Here is a 25223-nt window from a genome sequence, read left to right on the forward strand (position 1 = left end):
TCTATTCAGCCGACCGCCCGCCGGGTGTGCGAAGGCGACTCGCCAAACAACTCGCGGTAATGGGCGGCAAAGTGGCTCAGGTGGAAAAAGCCCATCGCCACCGCCACATCACCGACGTTCTGGCTGCAGGCCGGCGTTGCGATCAGGCGTCGACGCACCGCATTCAGGCGCAGGTTGCGCAGGTACTCGACCGGGCGCATGCCGGTCACCGCCTGGAAACTGTTCTGCAGGGTGCGCCGGCTGACCCGCAGGTGTTCGCACAGGTCGAGGATGCTCAGCGGGGTATCGCCGCTGGCATCGATCAACTCCTGGCAACGCTTGACCAGGTACGCACTCACGGCGAAATTGCCGCGGCGGCAGCGCACCTCATCGGTGGCATTGCTGAACAGATCGAGAAAGGCGCCAAGCAGCTCGTCTTCGAGCATCTTTTCGGCGCAGGCACTGATAGGGTCCGTCTGTTGCAATAGGTGACGAAACAGCGGGTAGATACGCTGGCGTATCCGCAACAGTAACGCGTCATCCACGCAAATCTGGGAACGGGTGGTGACGCGCTTGAGTTGGTCGCTGGACAATTCGAAAGCGGCGAGTTTGGCAAAACGTACGGTGTCGACGTTAAGCGCGAAGAAATGCGTGCCTTCGGGCGCATGCAGCACAAACTCCTCGCCATCGCGCAACAGCACCACGTTGTGCGCGCCCACCTGCTGCCCCTGTACCACCGGTGCACTGCCCAACGACATGGCCACGCACAGTCGTCCTTTAGGCGCAAAGCCACGCTGCACCACGCGCTTGTCCAGCACTTCCTGGAAGATCTGAAAGCGCTCGGCAGACAATTGGCGCAGCCCACTGGTCAGGCAGCCCCGCCCCAGTTGGTCATACACTTGCCGCCAGCCCTGGATGGAGCCGGCGTGCAATTGAGGGTCATTGAAGGTTCGAACTTCAGCAAGCATGGTCGTCGTTCCTCGGGGGCCCCGTTGTCGTATCGGCCTGAAGGGGACTGGAGTCATCCTTGACGGCAGCTAGGGCTCACACTGCGGCAGTGTCCGCAGTGAAAAGCAAAGCCAGTTCCGTGCCAAACATCTGCAGGCGGTAGGTGCAGGGCTGGATATTCATCGGCGCCAACAGCGCGCCAGACAGCACCACCTGCCCGGCCTCCACCGGTTGACCATCGGCCAGCAGCCGGCGTATCAGCCAGCACAGATTGGCCAGCGGTGGATCTTCCCGGCCCTGGGTCTCCCCTTCGCCGCAGATCGCGCCTGCGCATTCCAGGCGGAACGCCACGTTGGCATGTTCAACAGGGTCGAAAACGGTTCTGGGTCCCAGGCAATACAAGCCCGCTGCCGCGTTGTCGGCCAGAAAGGCCCCTACCCCGAACGTCCACTCCTGCCAACGGCAGTCGGCAATCTCGAACGCGGGTGCCACCTCGGCAATTGCGGCCAGGATCTCCTCATCGCTGTAGTCACCTGGCGCCAGGCTGCGACCCAGCACAATCGCCACTTCGACTTCCAGCTTGGGCTGGATCAACCGTGAAAGCGCCACCGCCGTGTTCGACGGCACGCGCATCTGATCGGTCAGGCCGCCATACACCGGTTCGTCAATGCCGAAGCGCCGTTGTGCGGCGCTGCCAGCGAAGGCGATCTTCCAACCACTGAACTGTTCGCCCGCCGCCAGGCGCGCATCCAGCGCCTGGCGTTGCAGTGCGTAGCCGCCGCGCAGGTCCAACGCTTCAGGGGCCAGTGGCGCAATCGCTTGCACCGTACGCGTGGCCTGGTCTAACTGACTCAATACGCCCGTATCGATGCTCATGACAGTTGCCCCGCTAACTTGCGTAATACCGCGTCAAGTCGCTCCGGCGTGGTGATGGCGGCAACAAACCGGTCAGGACGCACCACAACGACGCAGTCACGCACCCTGGAGAACCATTCGCCGAGGCGGTTATCCACGTCCTCCACGCTGATGGCGTCCGTGGCCGTCAAGGGCTGGTGGCGGCCCAGGCCGCTGCGCGAGCGATTGACCTGGATAAAACGCGTGTCCCAGCGCGCCCAGAACCTTGCCATGTCTTCGCTCAGTGGCTCACGGGGATTGACCCGGTAACCCAGCACCGCATAGGAATTGCCCAGCACGTCATCCAGGCGCCGACGCTGGCCCTGGGCGTCTTCGATAAACGGCTGCACAAACAGCTGGCCCACCAGGTCGTCTTCACGCAGTTCGGCACGTTCGTGATAGACCAGCCCTTTGGTGAGGGTGGCCTTGGGTTTGAACTTGAACTCCAGCAGGTGCGAACGCAGGTTATCGACGCTGTTCACCGCCTGGAACAACCAGTCGCGCACGCCGGCCATCAACGGGTTGGTCAGCCCCAGTACCGTGCCCATATTGTCGGCCAGGGCCACCAGTTCGGTGGCGTGTCCGCGACGTTCCTGGTCGTAGCTGGCAAGGATCCCATGGGCCGCACGCCCCTGGATGATCGCCGCCAGTTTCCAGGCCACGTTGGCCACGTCGCGCAACCCGGAATTAAGGCCCTGCCCGGCCCAGGGTGGCGATATATGCGCGGCATCGCCGACCAGTGCCACACGCCCCTGGACAAACCGAGCCGCCACGCGCGAATGGTGGGTGTAGGCGCGGATACGGATGATATTCAGCGCGTCCACGGCGTCGCCGATATGCCCCCGGATCAGGTCGCGGATGGTGTTCTCGTCACACATCTTCGCCTCGTCCTCGCCCTCCATCAGCATGAATTCCCAGCGCCGCTGCTGGTACGGCAGGTAGATGCACACGAAGGGCCGCTGCGGGTCGGCGTGCAGGGCGGTGTACGGCGCATCCAGGGTGTCATTGGCGGTATCGACCACGACCCATTTGCGCGCATGGGTCAGCCCCAGCAGTTCGACGCCGAGCTTTTTGCGTACGGTGGAGCGCCCGCCGTCGGCGCCGATCACGTAATCGGCGCGCAGCTGATAGACCTCGCCCTGGGCATCGCGCACCTGCAGGGTCACGCCCTCCCCATCCTGTTCCAGCTCCAGCATTTCATGGCCCTGGCGCAACACCACAGTGCTGCGCTGCCCCAGGGTTTCGCGCAGCGTGCCTTCGAGCAACTGCTGCATGAAAATGTTGCGCATCGGCCAGCCGTACTGCGCGGCACTTGGCTTGACCTCGGCAAAACACACGCCCCGCGCGTTGTAATAACGCAGCGGCACATCGCAGATCATGTCACGCACTGCCAATTCGGCGATGCCGATCGCCTGCAACACGCGCAGCGCTTCATCATCCATGCCCACCGCGCGTGGGTAAGGCAGTATGCAGTCGGCAAGCTCAAGGACGACGCAGTCGATACCGTACATCCCCATATAGTGCGCGGCCGTGATCCCATTGGGCCCGCCCCCGACAATCACAACCTGGGTCTTCTCCTGCTTCATCGCTGTTCACCGCTTTCTTGTTGTGGTTTTAAACCGGCGTTGCCAAGGCCCGCACACGTGTCATCAGTGCAGCCCGTCAACGCCCTGGATGTCTTCGGCACGCAGGCCACCCAGCCGTGCGTGCAGGCGCCCGCGCGTGGCGAAGGCCCAGATCACGATGACTTCGTCCGGCGCGGGGCCGTCGCCGAACATCAGCGACATGCTGTCGTAGTGGGAACGTACGTAGAGCGCATCCTTGTGCGCCAGGGGGACGTCAATGGTCGAACCCGGGCCGCCGCGCTTGCCGGTGGAAGGCACCCACGACTTGCCACCGCCCAGTGCGACGCGAATCGGGTCGGCGGCCGGGTTGGTCAGGAACGCGTTGCCGTGCTCGTATTCGCCCGCGCTGCCCACCAGGATCGCCTTACCATAGCTGACAATCTCATGGGCACCGGCCAGTGCCTGTATGCGCCGGCCGAACTCTTCGCCCAGCAACGGCGAAGGGTCGACCAGTTCGGCGAGCGACTCGCTGTAGCGACCGGCATAGGGGTTGGCGATCACGGCGGCGATCGCGTACTTGAACAGGGGCTCGCCATCGGCCAGCTGGCCGGTTTCGTTGGCCAGGGTTTCTTCGACAAAGCTGTACCATTTGCGGATGTGATACGTAGCAAAATTCGCGGTTTTCATCAGGGTTGCCTCAAAGTGGGTCGAGTGGATCCAGGTTGAAATGTCGGCTCGGCGCGCCGGCGGCCTTGAACCGGGCCTTGCCGCGCGCATCGTCGTGTTCGGTCTCGAGGAAGAACTCCATGCGATTGCCGTCGGGGTCGTTGAAATACACGCCATGGCCGATCTCGTGATCGGTGATCTTCACCACCTCGACGCCCTTGCCCAGCAACATGCCGTAGAGCTGGCGCAGGGTGGTCATGTCCCCGGCGATTTCCAGGCCGTAGTGCTGCAGGCCCAACCCGCCTTGATGGGCGCCGGGGTCGGCGCGAATCAGGGCGATGTCGTGGTGCTTGCCGCCAAATGCCATCATGACCCAGCTCTCGCCCCGGGCACTTTCGTGCATGCCCAGGATGTCGGCGTACCAGCGTGCCGACACGTCAGGGTCACTGACCCACAGCGATAAGTGAGTCCGCAGGATCTCGATCTTCATGGCGCTATCCCTCAGTGCTTTTTGACGATGGATTGATGCCCGGACTTGATCTGCGCAACCGCAGGCGTCCAGAGCACATCAGCGATCTCGCTGAATTCCCGCCAATGCTTCTGCCAGCCGTCACCGCCATTGTCGGAGGTGAACAAATGCCCGTACTTGGTGCCCGCCACGATCTGTCGCGGGTTGGCCGGGTTGAAGGCAATCGCCCAGACACAGGAGTTGGGCTGCTGTGGCAGCGGCAGCACGTTCCAAGTGAGTGCGGCATCACGGGACACCAGGATCTTGCTGGTGGTGCCGGGGGTGCCATCGGAAATACTCAGGTACAGCTCGTTCTGCGTGCCCAACGGCGCGTTCATGGCGCGTATGTAGTACAGGCCGAAGGCTTCGCGACCGATGATGCCGGTCCAGGTCAGCCCCTCGTCCAGGCTGCGGTACACCGCATTGACGCAGACCACCACGATGACTTTCTCGCCGTGGTTGGGCAGCACCAGGATGTTGTGGACGTCGGAGTTGTAGTCCCACAGCAGCCGGTCGTCGACGCGGGTCCAACTGTCGCCGCCGTCGCGGGAATGGAACAGCCCGCCCTCCTCCAGGCCGAACCACAACTGGTTGCGGTCAGTGGGGTCATAGGCGAAGGCCAGCAGGCGTGGGCGGCTGACGCCATCGCAGAACTCGGGGATTTCCACCGGGGCGCGATCCCAGCTCAGGCCGCCGTCCAGGGTGCGCCACAACACGGCACGCGAAGGCGCGCCGGTGCCGACGAAAATTCGTTGTGCATCCTGCGGGTCAACCGCAACTTTCCACACGGTCTGCCCGTTGAAAGGCGAATCGATGCGCTGCCAATGCCCACCGGTATCGTGGCTCACACACAAGCCCACATCGGTACCGGCATAGATCCGCTCGGGCGTGTCGGGGTGCAGGCTCAAGGATCGGGTGATCGCATCGAACTCCAGGTCCTGCCCCAGGCCCAGGCGATGCCAGGTACGGCCATCGTCGGCACTGCGGATCACCGCTTGCCCGACGGTGGCGACCAAAAGGGTTCCATTACTCATCTGTGATACTCCTCAGATATAGATGCCACGGGTCAAACCGCCGTCGATGCCGATGGATTCACCGGTCACCGCAGCCGCTTTCGGCGACGCCAGGAAGCCAATCAGCCAGCCCATTTCAATCGGTGCGAGGGTGCGGCGAATCGGTGTCGCGTCGATGTAGGCCTGCTCGACCTGCTGCGCGGTCTTGCCTTGCTTGACGGCTTCGCGGTCGTACAGCTCCTGGATATGCGGGGTATCCACCACGCCCGGGTGGATCAGGTTGACCGTGATCCCCGACGGGCCGAGCTGGTCGGACAGGGTCTTGGTCATGTGCGCGATCGCCAGGTTGCGCATGCCCGAAAGCACCTTGCTGCTGCGCCCGGTGAGGCCGCCGATGTTGATGATGCGTCCGAAGCCGGCCGCCTTCATGTGCGGGGTCACGGCCTTGGCGCAGCGGAAGTAGCCGATCACCTTGGTGTTGAGGTCCGACAGCAACTCATCGTCGCCGGCGTGTTCGATGTCATTGCGCACCACACCCGATGGCGCCGCGGCCCCGTTGACCAGGATGTCGATACGGCCGAAATGCTTGTGCGCCGCCTCGACCATCTCCGACACGGCCTTCATGTCATTGGTGTCGCAGAACAGCGGCAGCACTTCATTGCCGGTCTGTGCACTGATCTCTTCGGCCGCCAGTTGCAGGAACGCCATGCGCCGCGCGCAGATCACCACCTTGCAGCCTTCCTCGGAGAGAAAACGTGCGACTTCCTTGCCGATGCCCATACCGCCACCGGTGACAATGGCCACGCGGCCTTTCAATTCCAGATCCATAGCAATTACCTCGTGTGATTATTCAGTTCAGGCCAGATCGACAAACACGCTTTTGGTCTCGGTGTAGGCATCGATCACGTTCTTGCCCATTTCCCGGCCCCAGCCGGATTGTTTGTAGCCACCGAACGGTGAAGAGGGATCGACCACGTTCCAACAGTTGATCCATACCGAACCGGCCTTGAGCTGTGCCGCCACGCGGTGCGCCGAACGCAGGTCGCGGGTCCACAGGCCGGCGGCGAGGCCATACGGCGAATCGTTGGCGCGCAGCACCAAGTCGTCGATGTCGGTCCAGCTCATGACGGTCAGTACCGGGCCGAAGATTTCTTCGCGGGCCACGCAGGCGCGCTCGGCACGGTCGAGGAACACGCTCGGTTGAATGAAATGCCCATGCTCCAGGTGCGGGGGGCGCTCGCCGCCACAGATCAGTTCGGCACCCTCCTCCCGGCCCCGCTGCAGGTAACCCTTGACGGTGTTCAACTGCCGCGCGGACACCAACGGCCCCATGCTGTTGGCCGGGTCCAGGCCATTGCCCAGCACATAGGCGGCGGCATGGCGCTGCAATTCTCCGAGCACCTGGTCGAGCACACTGGCGTGCACATACAGGCGCGAGCCGGCCGTACATACCTGGCCCTGGTTATAGAAAATCCCATCGGCGGCGCCCTTGGCGGCGCGCACGATGTCGGCGTCGGGCAGGATGATGTTCGGCGACTTGCCGCCCAGCTCCAGCGAGACCTTTTTCATGTTGCCGGTGGCCGCCTGGGCGATCAGCCGCCCAACCTGGGTCGAGCCGGTAAAGGCGATCTTGTCCACGTCGGGGTGCTGTGCCAGCGGTGCACCCGTGTCGGCACCCAGGCCGGTGATCAGGTTGACGACGCCGGCGGGGAAACCTGCGGCCTCGATCAGTTGCACCAGGCGGATCGCGACCAGCGGGGTCTGCTCGGCGGGCTTGAGCACCGCCACGCAACCGGTGGCCAACGCCGGGCCGAGCTTCCACACGCACATGGTCAACGGGAAGTTCCACGGCACGATCAGCGCGCAGACCCCCACCGGTTCGCGCAACGTGTAGTTGAGCATCGGCGCGCCGCTGGCCGGGGATACGGGCAGCGTGCTGCCTTCGATCTTGGTGGGCCAGCCGGCGAAGTAGCGAATGATGTTTGCCGCGCTGGCCGCCTCACCGCGCGCGTTGGCGATAGGCTTGCCGTTCTCCAGGGTGATCAGTTGCGCCAGTTCCTCGCGGTGCTGGTCCAACAGATCGGCCAGGCGAAACAGCAACAGGCCGCGCTGCGCCGGTGACTGCAAGGCCCACGTGCCGGTGAAGGCTGCGCGGGCGGCCGCGACGGCCGCATTCACATCGCGTTCATCGCCCTGGGCGACTTCGGCCAGGGTCTGTTCGGTGGCCGGGTTTTCCACGGCAAAGCGACGACCGCTGGCGGCGTCCTGCCAGGTGCCGCCGATGAACAGGCGACCGGGCTGCGCCAGGAACGCCTGGACGGCAGGTAATAATTCGGGCTGATGCATAGTCGACTCCTTCACAGCGCCATTTCGATCAGGCAAGGGCCGCGGTCGGCCTTGGCATTGGCCAGGGCCCGTTGCAGTTCGGCATTGGTCTGGACCGTGCAGGCCGGGACCCCGTAGCCTTTGGCCAGGGCCTTCCAGTCAATACGCGGGCTGTCGAGCACGGTCAGGCGCAGGGCCTGGGGGTCCATTTCGGTCATGCCGAAACGGCGAAGTTCGTTCTGCAAAATCGCGTAGCGATGGTTGGCGGCAATCAGGATCACCACCGGCAACTGCTCGCGGGCGATGCTCCACAGGGTCTGGATGGTGTACTGGGCACTGCCGTCGGATTGCAGGCAGAACACGCTATTGCCGCGTTCCGCCAAAGCGGCGCCGAAGCCCACCGGAATCCCCTGGCCGATCGCGCCACCGGTATTGGTCAATACCCGATGCCGCGCGGCGCGGGCGGAGGCGGTAAAGAAGGGGTAGCCGCAGGTGCCGCCCTCGACCGAGACAATGCTGTCGTGGGGCAGTGACGCGGCCAGCACTTGGCCAATGGACTGCGGTGTCAGTTCGGCATGGCCGGGCGGCAGTTCGATACCCTCCGGCGTCGGCACGTAGGCCGGTGCGGCCAGGGCATCGGCCAGCGCCGTCAGCGCGCCGGCGACATCGTCACCGACCTCGGCCAGGCTCAGCAGGCGCTCACGCTCGGCGAGGCGCGACGGGATGCCTTCGTAGCCAAAATAACTGATGGGCTCCGGCACGCCCGCACAGATGACCAGGTCGTACTGCTCAAGGATTTCAATCGCCACTTCCGGGAAATACGGCAGGCGATCCAGGTCAGGCAAGCCACCGCCACGGTAGCTCAGGCGCGGAAAGGTCTCGGCAAACAGGCGTACGCCGGGCAGTTGCGCCAGGCGTCCCGCCGCTTCCAGGCCCGCGACCGACAAGCCCTCATCGCCGACGATAAACACCAGCCGCTGGCCGTCACGCAATGCCTGCGCCACGGTTTCGACCCGGTCACCGGCAAACCGGCGAACCGGCGCGCGCAGAGGTGCGAACACACCGTTATGGGTCACTGCGTGGGCCTGCAGGTCCATGGGCAGGATCAGGCTGGCGATCTGGCCTTTGGCCTGCCAGGCCGCACGCACGGCTTCCTGCAGATCCTCACCGATACCGGCAGCGGTGCGCGAGGTGCGCACCCAACCGGAAACGGCACCGGCCAGGGCCTGGATGTCGCTGGCCAAGGGCGGATCGTAGTTGACATGCCAGGAGGCGTGATCGCCGATGACGTTGACGATCGGCGTATTGGCCCGACGCGCGTTGTGCAGGTTGGCGATGCCATTGGCAAAGCCCGGCCCCAGGTGGGTCAGGGTCATGGCCGGCTTGCCGGCGATCCGGCCATAGCCGTCCGCAGCCCCCGTGCAGACCCCTTCGAACAGCGACAACACCGGCTTGAGAGCAGGTGCGCTGGCCATGGCGGCCACCAGGGGAATCTCGGTGGTCCCGGGGTTGGCGAAGCAGTACTCGATACCGCTTGCCGCTGCCGCATTCACTATCAGTTGCGCACCATTCATTTTCAGCCCTCTTGCTTGAGCATTTGCAGTGATGAGATTTATCACATACAAATCCGCAACCAACAAGAACTTTATGTACGCTTTTCTCATTTAATGAGATTTATGAGATTTTAATAGCCTCAAAAGCTAACCCGCGATTGCGTTTTTCTCTCACTGCGGTAGTGTTGCGCCAGCGCTTGGGCAACCGGGTCCCCGTGGGGACGCCACAAGCGCCCTTCCCTTTCTTTTAGGAACACAATGAGCAGCCTGAGCAAATTGCTGAGCATCCTCGACCTGTTCGGTCCGCAAATGCTGAAGATCGACCCCGACACCATTGCCGAGCGCATGGGCCTGTCACGGGCGACCGTGTACCGCTACGTCAAGGATTTGTGTGACGCCGGCCTGCTGACCCGCGTGGACGCCGGCAGCTACGGCCTGGGCCCGCGGGTCATCGAGCTGGACTGGATGATGCGCCAGTACGACCCGATCCTTCTCGCCGGGCGCGAGCTGATGCACGAGCTGTCGGCGCAAACGGGCCTGGCGGTGTTCGCCAGCGTGTTTTACGACGGGCGCATCATCAACACCTACATCGCCGAACCCACCGACACCTATCACTTCGCGTTCGGGCGCGGGCAACCGCTGCCGTTTTTCCGCGGGGCACAATCGAAGGTCTTGATCGCCTTCCAGAAAGGACGCCGCCTGCAACGCCTGTTCGACGAGCACATGGCCAACGACCCGGACAGCCCGTATGACTGGGCGGGCTTCTCCAGGGCCGCGAAAAAAATCCGCAAGGACGGTTACTGCCTGACCCACGACGAACTCAACCTGGGCTTGACCGGTATCGCTGCGCCGATCATCCAGGCGGACCTCGACGAGGTGGTCGGCAGCCTGTCGGCCGTCGGCACCACCCAGAACTTCAAGCTGCTGCGCCAGGAAACCGTGATCGAAATGGTCATGGACACCACCCGGCGGATTGCCGAAAACATGCGCAACCCGCCGAGCCACACCGCCCCCTAGGCGTCATGCTCAGAACGGCACGGCCACCGTCAACTGGCTGTACAGGTTGGTGCCGTTGCCGCCGACCTGATTGCCCCCGGTGGTCGCGTCCTGCCTGGGTGTGTACAGCCCCACCAGCGGGGTGATGATCACGTGCGGGTTGACCGCCCACTCGGCGTACACATCCAACTCACGGCCATCGAGGTTCAACGCGTTGCTTTTGCGCACGGTGGCGTAGTCGAAATACAGCGCGCCCAGGCTCAGGTTTTCCAGTGGGGTTGCCTTCAGCCCGACATGGTGGATGCGGGTATTGGTGTTGAACGGCCCGGCGTAATTGCCGGCCACTTCGCCCTGGAACCAGGTGCCGTAGCCCGTGCTCTGGCCGGTGAACAGTGCATCCCAGTTCTGCGAATAGCGGGTGTAGCGATACGTCACCTTGGGCGCCCAGGCGATATCGGCGAAGGTGTAGCCCGCTTCGCCGTACCAGGCTTTTTCTGGCCCGGCGTCCTTGTCCTGCCAGGCGTACTCGAACGCCAGGCTGACGTTCTTGATGCCCGCATCGCCTTCACCGCGCACGCTATAAATGTTCATGCCCTTGCGCTGGCGTTGAAAATCGCTGGCCCATTGATCGTTCACGTCCAGGCCATGGACCCAGGTCAAGCCGAGCGTCCCCGGTTGGGCGGTGTAATCCAGGGTACCGGCGGCCAACTCGGTCTCGGCCTGGATGCGGTTGTCGGACTTGAGCCACAACACGCTGCCATGCAGGCCATCCTGCCCCCCCAGGCGCACCACCGCGGTTTGGTCGAACGCGTGCCGGGCCGCCAGGTAGTAGGCGCCCCCACGGTTCAAGGTGCCATCCGCCGGGCCCTTGCCCGGGTTCAGCCCATCGTCGTTGATCAGGAACCCTCGGCCGACCTTGACGACCTGGCGCCCGCCGGAAATATCCACGCCGTCCTGACCGAGTGCCGGGAACAGATCGCCGGAGCGCCAGCCCAGGTAGGCGTCTTCAATCTTCGTGGTGCGCTCGGTGCCGAGGCTGTTGCCACCCGGATCGCCATCGCCCCACGTGGCGGAGCTGACCAGGGCAAATGCCCCGTAGGCGCGGCCAATGCCGCCGAGTGCCTGGTCGCCACTCAAGCCATACTTGATAAAGCCTTCACGCCAACTGGAGCCGCCCGGCGTGCCGTCGTAGTTCTTGCGACTGTTGAACTGACCGAACACCGCGGTCATGTCGGCGTTGAGGTGACGGCTCTCATCGCTGTACAGCTCATAAGCGTGCACCTGACTGATAGCGCCGAGCGCCAGGGTGCACACAAGCGTGCAACCGAATACGGGATGACGGGATAGATAACGCATGGCTCAAACTCCTTCTTCGACAGCCTGCTTGCGCACAAACAACAGTTGCTGCCCCGTGAACTCCAGCAGCCCCTCCAGGCCGAACTCGACACCGAATCCCGACATCTTGCTGCCGCCAAACGGCGTGTTCGGCTGGATCTGGGCGTGGCAGTTGACCCATGCCACACCACTCTCCAGGCGACTGGCCAAGGCCTGGGCCTGCTCGACATCCGGCCCCCAGACCGAGCCGCCGAGGCCCATATCACCGGCATTGGCGCGCTTCAGGACATCCTCGACATCCCGGTAGGCAATCAACGGCAACACCGGGCCGAACTGTTCTTCGTCGACCAGGCGATGGCCGTCGGTCACGTCTGCAACCAGCGTCGGCGGATAGAAATAGCCCGGATGGTCCAGGCGCGCACCGCCACATAACACGCGCGCACCCTGTGCCCGTGCGTCGTCGACCAATGCCTCCACCAGTTCCAGTTGCTCAAGGTTCTGCACCGGCCCGAAGGTGACACCGGCGTCCAGGCCGTCGCCCACGACCTGGCGCGCCGCAATGTGCGTCAGCGCGTCGGCAAAAGCCTCGTACTGCGACTCATGGATATACAGGCGCTTGAGCGCAGCACAGGTCTGGCCCATGTTGAGAAAGGCCGCCTGGAAAATTTCCTCGGCCACGGCCTCCACGGAGGTCCCCGGCAATACGATGGCGGCGTCGTTACCACCGAGTTCCAGGGTCAGGCGCTTGAGGTTGCTGGCGGCACCGCGCATCACGCTTTGCCCGGTGGCCGTGGAACCGGTGAACACGATCTTCTGGATCCCCGGGTGCGAGGTGATCGCACTGCCGAAGCCCTGCTCGCCGGTCACGCAGTTGATGACGCCACGGGGCACATGCCGGGCAATGATCTCGGCCAGGCCCAGGGTGCTCAGCGGCGTCAGGCTCGACGGTTTGCTGATCACGCAGTTGCCGGCACGCAGCGCCGGCATGATGTGCCAGACGGCAATCATGAACGGCCAGTTCCAGGGGGTGATCGACGCCACCACGCCCAAGGGTTTGCGGTGCAGCTCAATGCGCTGGGTGGGCGTTTCTTCCACCCGTTCCACCGCAATTTCCTGCCCGGCCGCGTAGCGCGTCCAGGCGGCGGCGCCCATGACCTCGGAAAAGGCCAGCTCCAGCGGCTTGCCCTGTTCCAGCACAATCAGCCGGGCCAGTGATGGGGCCTCCTGCTCGATATCGGCGGCAATCGCCAACAAACGTTCACAGCGATCAGGGTGGCTGCTGTGGCGCCAGCTCTTGAAGGCCAACTGCGCGGCGTTCACCGCCTGGTCGAGTTGCCCCAGGGAACCGGCCGGGCACTGGGCGAACACGGCCCCGGTGGCCGGGTTGATCACATCGAACCGGCCTTCTTCACCGGCCACCTGGATCCCATCGATGAGCATTTTATAGTTGTGCATTTGAAACCTTCCTTTCACACGCTGGCGCGCCATGCCGAGCAACGGCAGGCTGCGATTGTCTGGTTAGTCGAGCGATAAAAACGCGGGGGCCTTAAAGCTTGTGGCTGCCCAAGGCCAGGAAGCGTTGCGGCGAGCTGTTGCGCAGTCGCGCGGCGAGCACGATGCCGATGATCAAGGCCGCCGGAATAATCGCGCAGAGGCTATAGGACAGCAGTTGGCTGGCGCCGGTCAGCACATCGAAATGCACCACCGCCAACACCAACACCATCACCAGCGCCAGGCTCGAAATACCGGGCAGGATCCGTCCACGCAGCAGCCCGACCTTAAGCTCGGGATGGCGATGAAAGTAGACGCACACCGACACCGAGGTCAGCGCCATCAACAGGATCACGCACAACGTGGCCAGGTTGGACAGCCAGGCAAACAGTTGCAGGATGGGATCGGCATCCATCGCGGCAAATATCAGCACCACGACCGCAGCGATCAAACTCTGCAACGCCGAGCCCATATGCGGGCTCTGGTGCACGCGATGGGTGGTGCCCAACAGGCTGTGCAACAGGCCGTCGCGGCCGATGGCGTAGAAGTAACGCGCGGCGGCGTTGTGAAAGGCCAACAGCCCGGCATAAATACTGACCATGAACAGCACGCGGATGATCTGGGTCAGCTGCGGGCCGACAAAGTGGTCGGACATCCCATAGATAAAAGTCGTCGGGTCCTGCAGGGACTGCAGCAGCGGCACGATTTTGTCCGCCCCCACGCCCACCACCATCGACCACACCGACAGCGCGTAGAAACCACCGATCAGCAACACCGAACAGTAGGTGGCAATCGGGATACTGCGCTTGGGGTTCCTGGCCTCTTCGCCGTAGATAGTGGTGGCCTCGAAGCCGATAAAGGCGGCGAAGCAGAACAGCAAGCCGATTGACGGCGTACCACTGAACACATGACGACTGCTGAACGAGTCCAGGTTGATGCCGCTGTCGCCGCCGGACTTGAGGATCGCGAAGTCCAGGACCAGGATCGCCAGGTACTCGGCGATCACCACCACCGACAGCACCCGTGCCGACAGGTCAATCTTGCGATAGCCCAGGATCGCGATGCTCACCATCGCCATCAGCGAGTAGGCCCACCAGGGCAGCACCAGGCCGAAGGCGGTTTCCATGGTGCCACTGACCACGCCACCGAACATCCCGTACAACCCGACCTGCAGGATGTTATAGGCGAACATCGCCAGCACCCCGGCCGCGCCACCGGCCAGGCCGCCCAGCCCACGGGCGGTGAACGCGTAGAAACCGCCGGCATTGGTCAGATGGCGCGCCATGGTGGTGTAGCCCACCGAGAACGCCAGCAGCACCAACAAGGCCAGGATCAGCAACGCCGGGGTGCCCGCACCGTTACCCAGCATGATGCCGATGGGGAAGCCGCCGGCGATCACACTGAGCGGGCTTGCCGCCGATATCACGAAGAAGATGATGAAGCCCACACCCAGGGCACCACGCTTGAGCTCCGTAGAGCTGTTGACCGGGATAGATACACTCATGTTGTTGACCTTATTGTATGAGGCAGTCGCTTTTGGGTTGGCCCGACCACACCGCATCGGCACCGGTTAGCGTTTTGTTTTAGTTGCGCGCTGAATTTGATCCTATGCCCGCCCTGGAACGGCTCGCTATCCCAAATCGGTAGCATCCAAAGCCCCGCCCCAAAACAGGTCGGGGCCGCCCGATCCCTCCTCGCGCTGTTGCCGATTTGGGATAGCCACCCGGCCTGTCATGCCCGCACCCTAGCCTCACCCGTGCTATGCGCGGATGCCGGCAACAAGAATAAGAACGTGCCCATCACCGCCAACGCCTCCGTAGGAAGCCCCAGCCATGCGTCCAGCCCATCTCACCCTCCAATGGCGTATCACCCTGCTGAGCGGACTTTGCCTGCTGGCAGTCGTGGGCGCGCTGATTGGCGCCAGCGCCTACCAGAATCAAACCAGTGCAAAGCTGCTCAAGGAGCAGAGCAGCACGTTGCTGACACAGGCCGCGCTGGAACGCTTGCAGGCCCAGGCCGTGGCTCATGGCCAACAGGTGGAGCGGTTTTTCAATGAAACCGCGCTGTATGGCGAAGGGTTCGCCCAGCAGGTTCTGCAACTGCGCGAGCAAACCCTCAATGGACGCCTGACGGTCGTGCAGTTGCGTCAAGCCCTGGTCGGCATCGCCCGAGAAGCCCTCAGGCAGCGCGAAAAAGTCCTCGGCCTGTACGTGATCATGCTGCCCGACGCACTGGCCGGCAGCGACGCCGACTGGCGCGACCAACGCGCCCTGGCCGCGAATGAAACCGGGCGCTTTGCGCTGTACTGGTCCCAGAGCCAGCCGGGGCAACTGGTGCAGGAGGTGTTGAGCGAGGCACAAATCGCCGCCAACACTGCGCCCCCCGGCAGCGCACCGGCAAACGCCTGGTACGCCTGCCCTCAGGCGCAACGACAGGTGTGTGTGGTCGAGCCGTACACCATCGAAGTGGAAGGCCACAAAGCCCTGATGAGCAGCATTTCCATCCCCCTGATCGTCGACGGCAACGTGCTCGGCGTGGTGGGCATGGATATCAGCCTCGACACCTTGCAGAAACTGGCCGCCAACCTCAGCCAGGACCTGTACCAGGGCGACAGCGAGGTCACCCTGGTGTCGGCTTCGGGTCAAGTGGCGGGACGCAGCGGCGATGTCGCAGGGGAAACCCTGGACATCCGCCAAGCCGTGCAAACGGCAGCGGGCACCCCAGCCTGGCAACTGCAGATCAAGGTCCCGCAGGCACGGGTGCAGGCCTCCGCCCGGCAGATGCAGAGCGAACTGGACGACAAAAGCCGTGAGTCCAACTGGCTCAACCTTGGCCTGGGCATCCTGGCCAGCAGCCTGGGGATGCTGCTGATCTGGCTGGCGGCCTACGGCGTGACTCGCCCATTGCTGAAGATGGCCGAGCTGCTCGATGCCATTGTCGAAGGCGACGGGGACCTGACCCAGCGCCTGCCCGTCGGGCGACGCGACGAGCTGGGCCGCCTGGCCAATGGTTTCAACCGTTTCCTCGACACCTTGCAGCCGATTATTCGTGCCATCCAGACCGCGTCCCTGGACACCCGCGACAGCGCCGACACCTCGTCCGGCATTGCCCGCGAAGTCAGTGCCGGTATGCAGCGCCAATACCGCGAAGTGGAGCTGGCCGCCACCGCGCTGCACGAAATGAGCGCCAGTGCCCAGGAAGTGGCCCGTCACTCCCACAGCGCCGCCGACGCCGCCACCGCCGCCGAAAACGCGAGCCGCTCAGGCCAGGCGGTGTTCTCCACCGCCGAACGCAGCATCGAGGCCCTCGACCAACGCCTGGAAACCACCCTCCAGCAAGTCAACGCCCTGGCCGACAGCAGCAACCAGATCGGTCAGGTACTGGACGTGATCAGCGCCATCGCGCAACAGACCAACCTGCTGGCGTTGAATGCGGCCATCGAAGCGGCCCGGGCCGGCGAACAGGGTCGCGGTTTTACGGTGGTGGCCGATGAAGTCAGGCACCTGGCCAGCAACACCCAGAGTTCGGTCGAACAGGTGCGTACAGTGATCGAAACGTTGCAACAGCTGAGCCAGGCGGTGGTACACAGCACCCAACTGAGCCGCGAGCAAGCCGGCGGCAGCGTACTCCAGGTGCAACAGACCCGAGTGGCGCTGGGGCATATTTCCCAGGCCGTGGATGTGATCGAACAGATGAATCAGCAGATCGCCAGTGCGGCCCTGGAGCAGAGCAGCGTGGTGGACGATATCAGCCATCGCGTCAGCGACATCCGCGGTATCAGCGAAACACTCGCCGGGCGCATGCACGAGGCGTCGCAGGCCAGTGACGCATTGCATCAGATGGCCAATCACCAACAACAGCTGGTCGGGCATTTCCGCGTGTAATGGCGTGCTGCTGGTCAGGCGGAGCAGGCAGGCACCGCCGCCCACGCCTTAAAGCTTGTGGCTGCCCAAGGCCAGGAACCGCTGCGGCGACGCCTTGCGCAGCCGCGCCGCGAGGAATACACCGCCCAGCAACGCCAGGGGAATGATCGCGCAGAGGCCGTAGGACAGCAGCTGGCTGGCTCCGGTCAGCACATCGAAATGCACCACCGCCAACACCAGCACGGCCACGAGCGCCAGGCACGAGAAACCGGGGAGGATCTGCCCACGCCAGAGCCCGACCTTGAGCTGCGGATGGCGCCGGAAGAACACCAGCACCGCGGCCGAGGTCAGCGCCATCAGCAGGATCACGCACAGTGTGGCCAGGTTGGATAGCCAGGCAAACAGCTGCAGGATCGGATCGGCATCCAGCGCCGCGAAAATCAACACCACCACGGCCGAGATCAGGCTCTGCAAGGCCGAGCCCATATGCGGGCTCTGGTGCACCCGATGGGTGGTGCCCAACTGGCTGTGCAACAAGCCGTCACGGCCGATGGCGTAGAAGTAACGGGCGGCGGCGTTGTGAAAGGCCAGCAGGCCGGCATAGATGCTGACCATGAACAGCACGCGGATAACCTGGGTCAGCTGCGGGCCGACAAAATGGTCGGACATGCCATAGATAAACGTAGTCGGGTCCTGCAAGGCCTGCAGCATCGGCACGATCTTGTCCGCGCCCACGCCCACCACCATCGACCAGACCGACAACGCGTAGAAACCGCCGATCAGCAACACCGAGCAGTAGGTCGCAATCGGAATGGTGCGCTGCGGGTCCCGGGCTTCTTCACCGTAGATGGTGGTGGCCTCGAAGCCGATAAAGGCGGCGAAGCAGAACAGCAGGCCGATTGACGGCGTGCCGCTGAACACATGGCGGCTGCTGAACGAATCCAGGTTGATGCCGCTGTCGCCACCGGACTTGAGCATGGCGAAATCCAGGACCAGGATCGCCAGGTACTCGGCGATCACCATCACCGACAATACCCGCGCGGACAGGTCGATCTTGCGATACCCCAGGATCGCGATGCTTGCCATCGCCATCAGCGAATAGGACCACCACGGCAGCACCAGGCCGAAGGCGGCTTCCATGGTGCCGCTGACCACCCCGCCGAACATGCCGTACAAGCCGACCTGCAGGATGTTATAGGCAAACATCGCCAGCACCCCGGCCGCGCCACCGGCCAGGCCGCCCAGCCCACGGGCGGTGAACGCGTAGAAACCGCCGGCATTGGTCAAGTGGCGCGCCATGGTGGTGTAGCCCACCGAAAACGCCAGCAGCACCAGCAAGGCCAGGATCAGCAACGCCGGGGTGCCCGCGCCGTTACCCAGCATGATGCCGATGGGGAAGCCGCCGGCGATCACACTCAGCGGGCTTGCCGCCGACACCACGAAGAAGATGATAAAGCCCACACCCAGGGCGCCACGCTTGAGCTCCGTGGAGCTGTTGATCGAGTTGGATACACTCATGCTGTTGACCTTATTGTATGAGGCAGTCGCTGTAGGATCGGTGCAGCCGGTTGTCGACCGATACCGAATAGCTTGTCGTTGTTGTTGCACGCTGGCATCGATCCTATGCCTGCCCTACAGCGTGCCGGTATCCCAAATCGGTAACGCAAGCGCCCACGGCGAAACACCTGCACATCCCGAGCGGACGACGCAGGCTGATTCCGATCTTGCTAAAGGCTTGGGTTCAGGCTCGCACGTTGCCGGTAATGGCGGCGCGGGTCGTGTGGGACGGCAACTGCGCGAACAGTTCCTGGTACTCCGCGGCAAAATGGCTCAGGTGGTAGAAACCCCACTGGGCGGCGGCGTCCCCAATCGACAGCTCCGATGCCCGGGTAGACATCAAGGTTCGGCGTACGCCGTTGAGCCTCACTGAGCGCAGGTAATTCAGCGGTGTGGTCTCGGCGACCGAGCGGAAGCTGTTCTGCACCGTGCGCCGACTCACCTGGAGACGCTGGCATAAATCGATCACGCTGGGCACGTTGATCATTTCGGTCGTGGCCAGGCGATGACATTTCTCGACGATAAAGCTGCGCGTGGAACTGGGGCTGCGCTGCTGCTTGTCACAGGCCGGGTCGGTCATCAGTTGCAGCAGCTCGCCGAGCATGGCTTGTTCCAGCGCCGACTCACGCTCGCGCGTGTAGTCGAGGTCATCGTTTACCAGGGCCTCGGAGAACAATGCCAGCAATCGACGCCGGGCCTGGGCGAAACGCTGGGGAGACACCTTTATCACCGGTTGGCGCAGCAACCGATTGAGTTCTTTCGCCGACGCCGTCTGTTCCAGCGCCTCTTCGAACAATTCACGCTCAAAGGTAATGGACAAAAGCTCCATGCCCATCGGCATATGGAACATGAACTCCTCGCCACCGTGGAGGAAGAACAGGCTGCTGTCATCCACCTCGCGGCCCTGCATGCGAACCGAGCCGGGCACATTGATCGGCACCGCAAAACACATCTTGTCGCGAGGCGCCACGCCGTTCTGCACCACACGCTGGTTGATCTGCTCGAGGAACAGGTGGCAACCGGTCGTCGTCAGTTGCATCAGCGAACTCTCGGCCGAACCGGCGGTGAGCTGGCTGTAGTCCTGGCTCCACTGCTGGATGGTGGCTGCGTGGACGTGGATATCGCGGAAATGGCTGATCGTCTGGTTTTTCATTGGGGGGTGTGCCTCTACCAACATTCTTTTTTTTAGATCGCCGATGCCTTTGATACTCGCACATCGGTCACATCCTGCAAATTGTTTATGCGCTGGAATGCCCGCGTCTCATGTGCCGATTCGGGCTACCGGCCGGGAACCCGCGGCGGAGATGATCGGCACACTTAAATCGACATTCCAGAGAGACCGTCATGAGTGAAGCCAACTTTCAAGCCCTGCACTTCGCGGATGCCCCGCACATTGTCTCCGGCACACTGCCCGGCCCCAAGACCCTCGAGGCCCTGGCGCTGTCGGCGCGCACCGAGTCGATGGCACGCGGCGGCGGCCGCATGCCGGTGGCCATGGACCGCGCCTTCGGTGCGACCTTCAAAGACCCCGACGGCAACACCTACATCGACCTGTCTGCCGGCGTGGGCGTCAGCAGCGTCGGCCGCTGCCACCCCAAAGTGGTGCAGGCGATTCGCGAACAGTCCGAAGTGCTGATGCACGCCCTGGAAATCAACAGCACACGGCGCACCGAGTTGGCGGCCAAGCTCTCCGAGATCGCCCCCGATGGCTTGCGTGGCGACTGCGTGACCTTCTTCACCCAGAGCGGCAGCGATGCGCTGGAGGCCGCGATCAAGTTTGCCCGGCGCATTACCGGACGCCACCAGATCATCGCCTTCCATGGCGGCTACCACGGCGTGTGGCATGCCTCGGGCGCGCTGACCACCGGCACGGCCTACCGCAAGGGCTTCGGTGCCCAGATGGGGGGCGTAATCCACGCGCCCTACCCGTACGCCTACCGTTTCCCCTTCGACACCACCCACAAAAGCGCCGAGCAGATCGCCGGCGAGTACATCGATTACCTGTTGAACACCCCATACACGGCCGCCGATGACGTGGCAGCCGTGATCGTGGAGCCGGTGCAGGGCGAAGGCGGCTACGTGCCACCCTCGCCGGAATTCCTGCAATTGCTGCGCCAGGCCTGCGACCGCAGCGGCACATTGCTGATTGTCGATGAAGTGCAATCCGGCGCAGGACGCACCGGCAAGATGTGGGCGGTCGAACATTCCGGCGTGAAGCCCGACATGCTCACCTTCGGCAAGGGCATCGGCAGCGACCTGCCCATGGCCGGCCTGATCATGCGCTCGGACCTGGCGGCCAAGATTCCCGACGGCTCGATGCCCAACACCTTTGCCGCCAACTCGTTGTCGGCGGCCGTGGCGTTGACCAACATCAGCATCCTGCAGGATCCACAACTCGACCTGCTCAACCGCGCCCACACGTTGGGGCTGGAAGCCCAGGCGCATATTCGCGGCTTCAACAGCCCGCTGGTCGGCGAAGTGCGCGGGCGCGGCCTGATGATCGGTATCGAACTGGTCGAGGATCCGCTCACCAAGGCGCCCCTGGCGGGCGAAAAGATCGGCCAGTTGATGGGCTACCTGCTCAACCACGGCGTGCTGATGATCCCCTGCGGCCGCTACAGCAACGTGATGCGCGTGATGCCCTCGCTGACGATCTCCCGCGAACTGTTCTTCAAGGCCCTGGACATCTTCGGCGACGCCCTGGCGTCCCTCAAGGCGTGAGCCTGCCCACTACTCGAGGACCGCAACATGACTGAGCACTTGAATCATTTCATCGAAGGTACGCCCTGCGAAGCCTTCGACCGCCGCCGTTTCGACCTGGTCAACCCCGTGACCGAGCAGGCGTATGGCAGCTCCGCCCGTGGCACCCGCGAAGACGTGGAACGTGCCGTGGCGGCGGCACGCCACCAACTGGAAAGGGGCGGCTGGAGCCAACTTGGCGGCGCCCAGCGTGGCCGACTGTTGGCGAAACTGGCCGACCTGGTCGAGCGCGACAGCGAACGGCTGGCCGATCTGGACGCCAATGCCATCGGCCGCTCGCCCATCGAACCGCGCCGGATGGACCTGCCCAACGCGATCGCCAACCTGCGCGCCGCCGCCGGCTGGGCCAATCAGCTCGAAGGTCGCACCATTCCCACCGGCGGTTACTTCGGCACCAAAACCCTGTCGTACACGGTGCGCGAGCCCGTCGGCGTAGTCGGTGCCATCGTGCCCTGGAACTCGCCGCTGATGATCACCGTGTGGAAGCTCGCCGCGTTGCTGGCGGCGGGCTGTACCGTGGTGGTCAAGCCTTCGGAGGAAACCCCGCAGTCGGCCCTGCACCTGGCGCTGCTGGCGCAGGAAGCCGGCTTCCCGGACGGCGTGATCAACGTGGTCACCGGCTACGGCAACGAAGTCGGTCGCGCCCTGTGCGAGCACCCGAATGTGGCCAAGATCAGCTTCACCGGCAGCCCCGAGGCCGGGCGTGAAATCCAGCGCACGGCCGGCGTGCTGTTCAAGCGCGTGGCCCTGGAACTGGGCGGCAAGAGCCCGCAGATTGTGTTCGACGATGCGTCCTTCGACGATGCCCTGCGCGGCTGTGCACTCGGCCTGTTCGCCAACCAGGGCCAGGTGTGTGCCGCCGGCTCGCGGATCCTGGTGCAGCGCAGCCTCGCCGAGCGTTTCGGCGCCGCGCTGGCCGAGGCCGCACACGCAGTGAACGTCGGCGACCCGCGCGAGCCCGGGGTACAGATGGGCCCGGTGGCCAAGAAAGCCCAGTTCGATCGCGTCAACCGCTACATTCAGCGGGGCATCGACCAGGGGGCAACACTGCTCGCCGGCGGCGTCTCGGCGCCCGAGCAGGGCTGGTTCGTGCGCCCGACGATCTTCGCCAACGCCCGCAACGACATGGACATCGCCCGGGACGAGATTTTCGGGCCGGTCGGCACGCTGATCACGTTCGACAGCGAAGACGAAGCGATCGCCCTCGCCAACGACAGCGCCTACGGCCTGGCGGCCACGGTCTGGACCGGCGACCTGGCCAGGGCGCACCGTGTGGCGGCGGCGGTAAAGGCCGGCGCCGTCGGTATCAACTGCTGGAGCCCGCTGGACGCCAACCTGCCTTGGGGCGGCGTCAAGACCAGCGGTATCGGGCGTGAAGGCGGGTTCAGCGGCGCGCTGGCCTATACCGAGGAGAAAGTCATCACCGTGCTGCTGCCGGCCTGAGCACACGCGCTGTCCTGACCGAGCCACCCTCCAACGTCGAGGGTGGCCATTCCACCGTGCATCGCTCCCTGGAGAGCTTGATATGAACCCAATGGATCAACCGACAATCGATCGCTACCCGACGTCCCTGCGCCTGTTGCACTGGCTGCGGGCCGTACTGGTGCTGGGCCTGCTCTGGGCAGGCTGGCATATGACCGGCATGAATGATGAGGTGGCGAGCAAATTCGAGCTCTATTACCCGTGGCACAAGTCCTTCGGCGTGTTGACGTTCCTGGTGGTGCTGACTCAGCTCGCCGTGCGCTTTCGTACCCCCAGGCTGCCGCAGCCGCTGGAAACCCTGGCCGGGTATGAACGGTTCCTGTCACGCCTGACGCAGCGCGTCATGTATGTCCTGCTGGTGATCGTGCCGCTGATGGGTTACTCCATGTCGAGCACCTTTACGATGAGCGACGGGGTGTTCTTTTTCGGGGTCAACCTGCCGGAGCTGTTGCCGAAGAATGACGATTGGTTCGTGGTGTTCCAGTGGCTGCACAAAGTCCTCGCCTACACACTGCTGGTGCTGATCGTGCTGCATGTCGCAGGCGCCCTCAAGCACCGCTTCTACGACCGCGATCCGCGCAACGACGTGCTGCGCCGGATGCTCTGAATGAATGGTGCAGGCAAGGGACATGAAATAACCCCGGCAGCCATCCATGCGCCTGGCCGGCCCCTAGGCCCGCGCCCCGATCAACACCAGCACCCCACCCCACTGCGTCACCCTGATCGGCAAGCTTTGCTCCAAGGCCTCCAGGGTCTGGCGCGCATCATCCAGCGGGAACCGGCCACTCACGCGCAGCTGCGCCACCGCTGCATCCAGGCGTACGATGCCCTTGCGGTAGGGTCGGATCGCTTCCACCACGCTGGCCAGCGTCTGGTTGCGCACCACCAGCCAGCCGTCGAGCCAGGCGGTTTCGGTGGCGGCCATGGGCACTTGGGTGAGGATGCGCTGGTGGTCGAACAGCGTGCTCTGGTGCATGGCCACTCGTTGCTGGGCACCGCCGTCGAAGTGCAGCACCGCGTCGGCATCCAGGGTGACCAGGCGCATCGCGCCGTCCTGTTCACTCAGCATCAGGCGGCCCGTGGTGGCACTGATATGGGCGGCGCGGGTCTTGACCTGCAGCGGACGCCGCAGGTTCACCAGCATTTCGCCGGTGCGCAGTTCAAGGCTGTGCGCGTCCCCGGCCAACGTCGAGACCACCTCGCTGCGGGCATTGAGCTTGAGGGTGCTGCCATCGGCCAGTTGCCAGGTGCGACGCTCGGCGGTGCCGGTGGCGTAGGTCTGCCCCGCGTCTTCAAAACGCCAGCCCCACCCCGCGCCCGCCGCCAATCCCAGCGCACACAGGCTGGTACGCAGGAATGCGCGACGGCTGTTGGGTTGCTCCAGGCTACGCAGCAACTGCGCGCTGGAGCGCCCGCGCCAGGGTGAGGCCTTGAGCTGATCGAGGCCGGCGAGCAGTTGCGCGTATACCTGGCGATGATGGGCCGAGGTGCCCCGCCATTCATCCAGCGCCTGCTGCTGGGCGGGGCTGAAGTCGCCGGACTGGATCTGCACCAGCCAGCCAATGGCTTCCTCGGCCACCGGGTCGTTCAAAGGCTGTTTGCTCACTCGCTCAACCCCAGGTAACAGGCGCGCAGGGCCTGGGTCATCAATTGGTGGATGCGCCCCAGGGACAGGCCCAGGCGTTCACTGATCTGCGTGTAGGTCATGCCGTCCAACTGGCTGTGCACGAACACCGCCTTGGCTTGCCCCGACAGGCCGTCCAGCAGCCGGTCGATGGCCAACAGGCTCTCGATCAGAATCAGCTGTTCCTGGGGCGATGGGTGCACGTGTTCGGGCACATCGGCGAGGATCTGCAAGTAGGCTTTTTCCAGGTCGCGCCGGCGCCAGCTCTCGTACATCAGCCGCTGGGCGATGGTGGTCAGCAGCGCGCGCGGTTCGCGAATGGCCGTGGGGTCGGGCAGCATCCACACCTTGAGGAAGGTCTCGGCGGCGATGTCCTCGGCGCTGTGGCTGCAACCGGTGCGGTACGACAAACGCGCACACAACCAGCTGTAGTGCTGCTGGAAAATCTGGCCGATAAGGCGGGTCTTGAGCAAAGCATTCGGGTCCATAGGTCCATAATCTTCATGGACTGCACACGCCAGCGGACAAGTGGTGGTGGGCCTGTCGGTTTGAGGTAGACCTGCGTCCGGGCAGGTGAGTCCAGTTTGCCCCAGGGGGCTTCACCAGATAAAAGAATAAAAAAAGCCATCAAGCTGCATTTTTTGCATAACCTTCGGCGCTTTAC

Annotated in this window: 20 protein-coding genes and 2 pseudogenes; 6 read left to right on the forward strand and 16 right to left on the reverse strand. The window is 63.8% G+C overall.

What is annotated here, in order from left to right; all coding sequences use genetic code 11:
- Positions 1 to 5: 5 nt before the first annotated feature.
- The 9 genes from BB029_RS27710 to BB029_RS27750 all read right to left on the reverse strand — a co-directional run bounded on the left by BB029_RS27710 (position 6) and on the right by BB029_RS27750 (position 9472).
- Positions 6 to 947, reverse strand: a complete 942-nt coding sequence (locus tag BB029_RS27710) for a helix-turn-helix domain-containing protein (RefSeq protein ID WP_065941639.1) — start codon at positions 945 to 947, stop codon at positions 6 to 8.
- Between the two features lie 76 nt (positions 948 to 1023).
- Positions 1024 to 1803, reverse strand: a complete 780-nt coding sequence (locus tag BB029_RS27715; protein ID WP_065941640.1) for a 2-keto-4-pentenoate hydratase — start codon at positions 1801 to 1803, stop codon at positions 1024 to 1026.
- Positions 1800 to 3407, reverse strand: coding sequence for a bifunctional 3-(3-hydroxy-phenyl)propionate/3-hydroxycinnamic acid hydroxylase (locus BB029_RS27720; RefSeq protein WP_065941641.1), 1608 nt, complete (start codon positions 3405 to 3407; stop codon positions 1800 to 1802). The genes BB029_RS27715 and BB029_RS27720 overlap by 4 nt, the downstream gene beginning before the upstream one ends.
- Positions 3408 to 3470: 63 nt before the next feature.
- Positions 3471 to 4073, reverse strand: coding sequence for an amino acid synthesis family protein (locus BB029_RS27725; protein ID WP_027606677.1), 603 nt, complete (start codon positions 4071 to 4073; stop codon positions 3471 to 3473).
- Between the two features lie 10 nt (positions 4074 to 4083).
- Entirely contained in the window at positions 4084 to 4542 is a 459-nt protein-coding gene (locus BB029_RS27730; RefSeq protein WP_012724261.1) for a VOC family protein, read from the reverse strand.
- An 11-nt stretch (positions 4543 to 4553) separates the two neighbouring features.
- Positions 4554 to 5594: a YCF48-related protein gene (locus BB029_RS27735; RefSeq protein ID WP_065941642.1), complete on the reverse strand. Its 1041-nt coding sequence runs from the start codon at positions 5592 to 5594 to the stop codon at positions 4554 to 4556.
- A 12-nt stretch (positions 5595 to 5606) separates the two neighbouring features.
- On the reverse strand, positions 5607 to 6401 hold the full coding sequence (locus BB029_RS27740) for an SDR family NAD(P)-dependent oxidoreductase (protein ID WP_065941643.1): 795 nt from the start codon (positions 6399 to 6401) through the stop codon (positions 5607 to 5609).
- A 27-nt stretch (positions 6402 to 6428) separates the two neighbouring features.
- Complete coding sequence (locus tag BB029_RS27745) at positions 6429 to 7919, reverse strand: aldehyde dehydrogenase family protein (RefSeq protein ID WP_065941644.1); 1491 nt, start codon at positions 7917 to 7919, stop codon at positions 6429 to 6431.
- 11 nt (positions 7920 to 7930) lie between these two features.
- Positions 7931 to 9472 carry an acetolactate synthase large subunit gene (locus BB029_RS27750; RefSeq protein ID WP_065941645.1) on the reverse strand — a complete coding sequence of 514 codons (1542 nt, stop codon included), beginning with the start codon at positions 9470 to 9472 and terminating at the stop codon, positions 7931 to 7933.
- Between the two features lie 237 nt (positions 9473 to 9709).
- On the opposite strand from BB029_RS27750, the gene BB029_RS27755 reads away from it, so the two are divergent.
- Positions 9710 to 10468 (forward strand): IclR family transcriptional regulator, encoded by a 759-nt coding sequence (locus BB029_RS27755; RefSeq protein ID WP_065941646.1) that lies wholly within the window; start codon positions 9710 to 9712, stop codon positions 10466 to 10468.
- 9 nt (positions 10469 to 10477) lie between these two features.
- Here BB029_RS27755 and BB029_RS27760 read toward each other — a convergent pair whose 3' ends face one another.
- The 3 genes from BB029_RS27760 to BB029_RS27770 all read right to left on the reverse strand — a co-directional run bounded on the left by BB029_RS27760 (position 10478) and on the right by BB029_RS27770 (position 14777).
- Positions 10478 to 11803, reverse strand: a complete 1326-nt coding sequence (locus tag BB029_RS27760) for a hypothetical protein (RefSeq protein ID WP_174557014.1) — start codon at positions 11801 to 11803, stop codon at positions 10478 to 10480.
- Between the two features lie 3 nt (positions 11804 to 11806).
- The gene (locus tag BB029_RS27765; RefSeq protein ID WP_065941647.1) at positions 11807 to 13237 is read right to left on the reverse strand and encodes an aldehyde dehydrogenase family protein; all 1431 of its coding nucleotides are present in this window, start codon (positions 13235 to 13237) and stop codon (positions 11807 to 11809) included.
- 91 nt (positions 13238 to 13328) lie between these two features.
- Positions 13329 to 14777: an APC family permease gene (locus BB029_RS27770; protein ID WP_065941648.1), complete on the reverse strand. Its 1449-nt coding sequence runs from the start codon at positions 14775 to 14777 to the stop codon at positions 13329 to 13331.
- A 712-nt stretch (positions 14778 to 15489) separates the two neighbouring features.
- Between BB029_RS27770 and BB029_RS34410 the strand changes: the two are divergent.
- A pseudogene (locus BB029_RS34410) lies at positions 15490 to 16299 on the forward strand (HAMP domain-containing protein); the annotation flags it as partial.
- Positions 16300 to 16614: 315 nt separating this feature from the next.
- Positions 16615 to 17157, forward strand: a pseudogene (locus BB029_RS34415) (methyl-accepting chemotaxis protein); the annotation flags it as partial.
- Positions 17158 to 17205: 48 nt separating this feature from the next.
- Here the strand turns inward: BB029_RS34415 and BB029_RS27780 are convergent.
- Positions 17206 to 18654: an APC family permease gene (locus tag BB029_RS27780; RefSeq protein WP_065941650.1), complete on the reverse strand. Its 1449-nt coding sequence runs from the start codon at positions 18652 to 18654 to the stop codon at positions 17206 to 17208.
- Between the two features lie 223 nt (positions 18655 to 18877).
- Positions 18878 to 19846, reverse strand: a complete 969-nt coding sequence (locus tag BB029_RS27785) for a helix-turn-helix domain-containing protein (protein WP_065927427.1) — start codon at positions 19844 to 19846, stop codon at positions 18878 to 18880.
- A 191-nt stretch (positions 19847 to 20037) separates the two neighbouring features.
- Between BB029_RS27785 and BB029_RS27790 the strand changes: the two genes are divergently transcribed.
- The 3 genes from BB029_RS27790 to BB029_RS27800 all read left to right on the forward strand — a co-directional run bounded on the left by BB029_RS27790 (position 20038) and on the right by BB029_RS27800 (position 23542).
- Positions 20038 to 21414: an aspartate aminotransferase family protein gene (locus BB029_RS27790; RefSeq protein WP_065941651.1), complete on the forward strand. Its 1377-nt coding sequence runs from the start codon at positions 20038 to 20040 to the stop codon at positions 21412 to 21414.
- Between the two features lie 27 nt (positions 21415 to 21441).
- Positions 21442 to 22896: an aldehyde dehydrogenase gene (locus tag BB029_RS27795; protein WP_065941652.1), complete on the forward strand. Its 1455-nt coding sequence runs from the start codon at positions 21442 to 21444 to the stop codon at positions 22894 to 22896.
- Positions 22897 to 22978: 82 nt separating this feature from the next.
- A complete protein-coding gene (locus BB029_RS27800; protein WP_065941653.1) occupies positions 22979 to 23542 on the forward strand; it encodes a cytochrome b in 564 nt (187 codons plus the stop codon).
- 63 nt (positions 23543 to 23605) lie between these two features.
- Here the strand turns inward: BB029_RS27800 and BB029_RS27805 are convergent, their stop codons facing one another.
- Positions 23606 to 24541, reverse strand: coding sequence for a FecR domain-containing protein (locus BB029_RS27805; protein ID WP_065941654.1), 936 nt, complete (start codon positions 24539 to 24541; stop codon positions 23606 to 23608).
- Positions 24538 to 25047, reverse strand: a complete 510-nt coding sequence (locus BB029_RS27810; RefSeq protein ID WP_065927404.1) for a sigma-70 family RNA polymerase sigma factor — start codon at positions 25045 to 25047, stop codon at positions 24538 to 24540. Before BB029_RS27810 ends, BB029_RS27805 begins: the two co-directional genes overlap by 4 nt.
- Positions 25048 to 25223: the final 176 nt, after the last annotated feature.

The organism is Pseudomonas sp. S3E12, from assembly GCF_001702295.1.
Lineage (GTDB): Bacteria > Pseudomonadota > Gammaproteobacteria > Pseudomonadales > Pseudomonadaceae > Aquipseudomonas > Aquipseudomonas marginalis.

What these genes read in the sequence shown, in the direction of transcription:
- BB029_RS27710 (WP_065941639.1), bottom strand. Translation starts at nt 947, where the DNA reads ATGCTTGCTGAAGTTCGAACCTTCAATGACCCTCAATTGCACGCCGGC.
- BB029_RS27715 (WP_065941640.1), bottom strand. Translation starts at nt 1,803, where the DNA reads ATGAGCATCGATACGGGCGTATTGAGTCAGTTAGACCAGGCCACGCGT.
- BB029_RS27720 (WP_065941641.1), bottom strand. Translation starts at nt 3,407, where the DNA reads ATGAAGCAGGAGAAGACCCAGGTTGTGATTGTCGGGGGCGGGCCCAAT.
- BB029_RS27725 (WP_027606677.1), bottom strand. Translation starts at nt 4,073, where the DNA reads ATGAAAACCGCGAATTTTGCTACGTATCACATCCGCAAATGGTACAGC.
- BB029_RS27730 (WP_012724261.1), bottom strand. Translation starts at nt 4,542, where the DNA reads ATGAAGATCGAGATCCTGCGGACTCACTTATCGCTGTGGGTCAGTGAC.
- BB029_RS27735 (WP_065941642.1), bottom strand. Translation starts at nt 5,594, where the DNA reads ATGAGTAATGGAACCCTTTTGGTCGCCACCGTCGGGCAAGCGGTGATC.
- BB029_RS27740 (WP_065941643.1), bottom strand. Translation starts at nt 6,401, where the DNA reads ATGGATCTGGAATTGAAAGGCCGCGTGGCCATTGTCACCGGTGGCGGT.
- BB029_RS27745 (WP_065941644.1), bottom strand. Translation starts at nt 7,919, where the DNA reads ATGCATCAGCCCGAATTATTACCTGCCGTCCAGGCGTTCCTGGCGCAG.
- BB029_RS27750 (WP_065941645.1), bottom strand. Translation starts at nt 9,472, where the DNA reads ATGAATGGTGCGCAACTGATAGTGAATGCGGCAGCGGCAAGCGGTATC.
- BB029_RS27755 (WP_065941646.1), top strand. Translation starts at nt 9,710, where the DNA reads ATGAGCAGCCTGAGCAAATTGCTGAGCATCCTCGACCTGTTCGGTCCG.
- BB029_RS27760 (WP_174557014.1), bottom strand. Translation starts at nt 11,803, where the DNA reads ATGCGTTATCTATCCCGTCATCCCGTATTCGGTTGCACGCTTGTGTGC.
- BB029_RS27765 (WP_065941647.1), bottom strand. Translation starts at nt 13,237, where the DNA reads ATGCACAACTATAAAATGCTCATCGATGGGATCCAGGTGGCCGGTGAA.
- BB029_RS27770 (WP_065941648.1), bottom strand. Translation starts at nt 14,777, where the DNA reads ATGAGTGTATCTATCCCGGTCAACAGCTCTACGGAGCTCAAGCGTGGT.
- BB029_RS27780 (WP_065941650.1), bottom strand. Translation starts at nt 18,654, where the DNA reads ATGAGTGTATCCAACTCGATCAACAGCTCCACGGAGCTCAAGCGTGGC.
- BB029_RS27785 (WP_065927427.1), bottom strand. Translation starts at nt 19,846, where the DNA reads ATGAAAAACCAGACGATCAGCCATTTCCGCGATATCCACGTCCACGCA.
- BB029_RS27790 (WP_065941651.1), top strand. Translation starts at nt 20,038, where the DNA reads ATGAGTGAAGCCAACTTTCAAGCCCTGCACTTCGCGGATGCCCCGCAC.
- BB029_RS27795 (WP_065941652.1), top strand. Translation starts at nt 21,442, where the DNA reads ATGACTGAGCACTTGAATCATTTCATCGAAGGTACGCCCTGCGAAGCC.
- BB029_RS27800 (WP_065941653.1), top strand. Translation starts at nt 22,979, where the DNA reads ATGAACCCAATGGATCAACCGACAATCGATCGCTACCCGACGTCCCTG.
- BB029_RS27810 (WP_065927404.1), bottom strand. Translation starts at nt 25,047, where the DNA reads ATGGACCCGAATGCTTTGCTCAAGACCCGCCTTATCGGCCAGATTTTC.